Annotated in this window: 2 tRNA genes and 2 rRNA genes (1 of these 4 cut by a window edge); all 4 read right to left on the bottom strand. The window is 50.2% G+C overall.

The window, feature by feature from the left end:
• A 23S ribosomal RNA gene (locus D9A03_RS02400) occupies nt 1-880 on the bottom strand (it extends 1,864 nt beyond the left edge of the window).
• A gap of 306 nt (nt 881-1,186) precedes the next feature.
• Nucleotides 1,187-1,262, bottom strand: a tRNA-Ala gene (locus D9A03_RS02395).
• 167 nt (nt 1,263-1,429) lie between these two features.
• A tRNA-Ile gene (locus D9A03_RS02390) sits at nt 1,430-1,506 on the bottom strand.
• 259 nt (nt 1,507-1,765) lie between these two features.
• Nucleotides 1,766-2,500 (bottom strand): 16S ribosomal RNA (locus D9A03_RS02385); the annotation flags it as partial.

The raw sequence follows: 2,500 nt of genomic DNA, 5'->3' as shown, positions 1-2,500 counted from the left end.
TAAGGCTCGCGCCCCCCTTCCCGATCCAGTGCTCTACCCCCGAGGGTATTCACATAACGCTCTACCTAAATAGATTTCGCGGAGAACCAGCTATCTCCGGGTTTGATTGGCCTTTCACCCCTAACCACAAGTCATCCAGTAATTTTTCAACATTATCTGGTTCGGTCCTCCAGTGCATGTTACTGCACCTTCAACCTGCTCATGGCTAGATCACCCGGTTTCGGGTCTAATCCTGCGAACTRWRCGCCCTATTAAGACTCGCTTTCGCTACGCCTACACCTAACGGCTTAAGCTTGCTCACAAAATTAACTCGCTGACCCATTATACAAAAGGTACGCAGTCACASCTCAAGGSTGCTCCTACAGTTTGTAAGCATCCGGTTTCAGGATCTMTTTCACTCCCCTCATCGGGGTGCTTTTCACCTTTCCCTCACGGTACTGGTTCACTATCGGTCGTATAGGAGTATTTAGGCTTGGAGGATGGTCCCCCCATATTCAGACAGAATTTCACGTGTTCCGCCCTACTCGAGGACCCTAGGAATTTCTACCCGTACGTGGCTATCACACACTATGGCCAAGCTTTCCTGCTTGTTCCGGTTCTTATCCTAAGGCCACTGGCCTGGTCCGCGTTCGCTCGCCACTACTAACGGAATCTCGGTTGATGTCTTTTCCTCCGGCTACTTAGATGTTTCAGTTCGCCGGGTTTGCCTCGTTACCCTATGTATTCAGGTAACGATAACCCTAAAGGGTTGGGTCTCCCCATTCAGAAATCCACGGATCAAAGGTTGCTCTCACCTCCCCGTAGCTTATCGCAGAGTGCCACGTCTTTCATCGCCTCTATACGCCAAGGCATCCACCAGATGCTCTTAAAGCGCTTGATCGAAATTACCCTAACACACGCAGAGATAAATCAATGATTTATAACCACACGCGCTAAAGATCAGATCGTATTCAAGACCAAATTCATACTTATCAACAATGTCAAACAACAACCCGCTAGAGCGGGTACTCTCTAATAAATTAGAGAATTCAGGAACTTTCCAAATAATATATAGTTTAAATTAGACTTGTACGATGCTTCGTACTCCGCACTCGCTACCCCGCGTAAGCTCGGGCGGCCACCAGATTTTATGGCGACCTTGCCTCACTACGTTCGGTTGGCACTCATTTACATCTTACGAAGTAAGTGGTGGAGGCAGAGGGGATCGAACCCACGACCTGAAGCTTGCAAAGCTACCGCTCTCCCAACTGAGCTATGCCCCCGTATTAAGTCCCTTTGTGATACTTCGCACTCCGTGCTCGCTGTCCTCGCTGACGCTGCGGGCGACCAGTCGGTCTTGCCTCACTTACGTTCGGAGAACTCAGCTTAAGAGTACTAAACTCAGCTAATCAACAGGCACTTGATAAAACGCCTGTCGCCGCTCGGCGACTGGTGGGCCTGGGAAGACTTGAACTTCCGACCTCACGCTTATCAAGCGCGCGCTCTAACCAACTGAGCTACAAGCCCGAAAACTTGATCTCATGCTTCGCATTTTTGCTATACTTCGCTTACCCAAGCTCGTTTTCCTCGCTGCGCTGCGGACGGTCAGTCGACCTTGCTTCACTGCGTTCAGAACTTGAATATATAAAAACACGATCATGATGATCTAAACTATATATTTGGAAAGGATGCGAGGACGGCAATTTGCCATCAACGACATTTTAGTATTTTTAAGTAATTTCAAAAAGAACTCTTCCTAAAAAGAGCGGCTCTTCGAAATCCTTAGAAAGGAGGTGATCCAGCCGCAGGTTCCCCTACGGCTACCTTGTTACGACTTCACCCCAGTCGCTGACCCTACCGTGGTCGGCTGCCTCCTTGCGGTTAGCGCACCGGCTTCGGGTAGAACCAACTCCCATGGTGTGACGGGCGGTGTGTACAAGGCCCGGGAACGTATTCACCGTAGCATGCTGATCTACGATTACTAGCGATTCCACCTTCATGCTCTCGAGTTGCAGAGAACAATCCGAACTGAGACAACTTTTGGAGATTAGCTTCCACTCGCATGGTCGCTGCCCACTGTAGTTGCCATTGTAGCACGTGTGTAGCCCAGCCCATAAGGGCCATGAGGACTTGACGTCATCCCCGCCTTCCTCCGGCTTATCACCGGCAGTCCCTCTAGAGTGCCCAACTTAATGATGGCAACTAAAGGCAGGGGTTGCGCTCGTTGCGGGACTTAACCCAACATCTCACGACACGAGCTGACGACAGCCATGCAGCACCTGTATCCAATCCAGCCGAACTGAAGGAATTCATCTCTGAAATCCGCGATTGGTATGTCAAGGGCTGGTAAGGTTCTGCGCGTTGCTTCGAATTAAACCACATGCTCCACCGCTTGTGCGGGCCCCCGTCAATTCCTTTGAGTTTTAATCTTGCGACCGTACTCCCCAGGCGGTGAACTTAATACGTTAGCTCCGTCACCAAGATGCAAGCATCCTGACGACTAGTTCACATCGTTTACGGC

The sequence above is a fragment of the Kiloniella sp. EL199 genome (assembly GCF_900313065.1).
In the GTDB taxonomy this organism is placed as follows: Bacteria; Pseudomonadota; Alphaproteobacteria; order Kiloniellales; family Kiloniellaceae; genus Kiloniella.
This window is presented reverse-complemented; position numbering and strand designations above follow the sequence as displayed.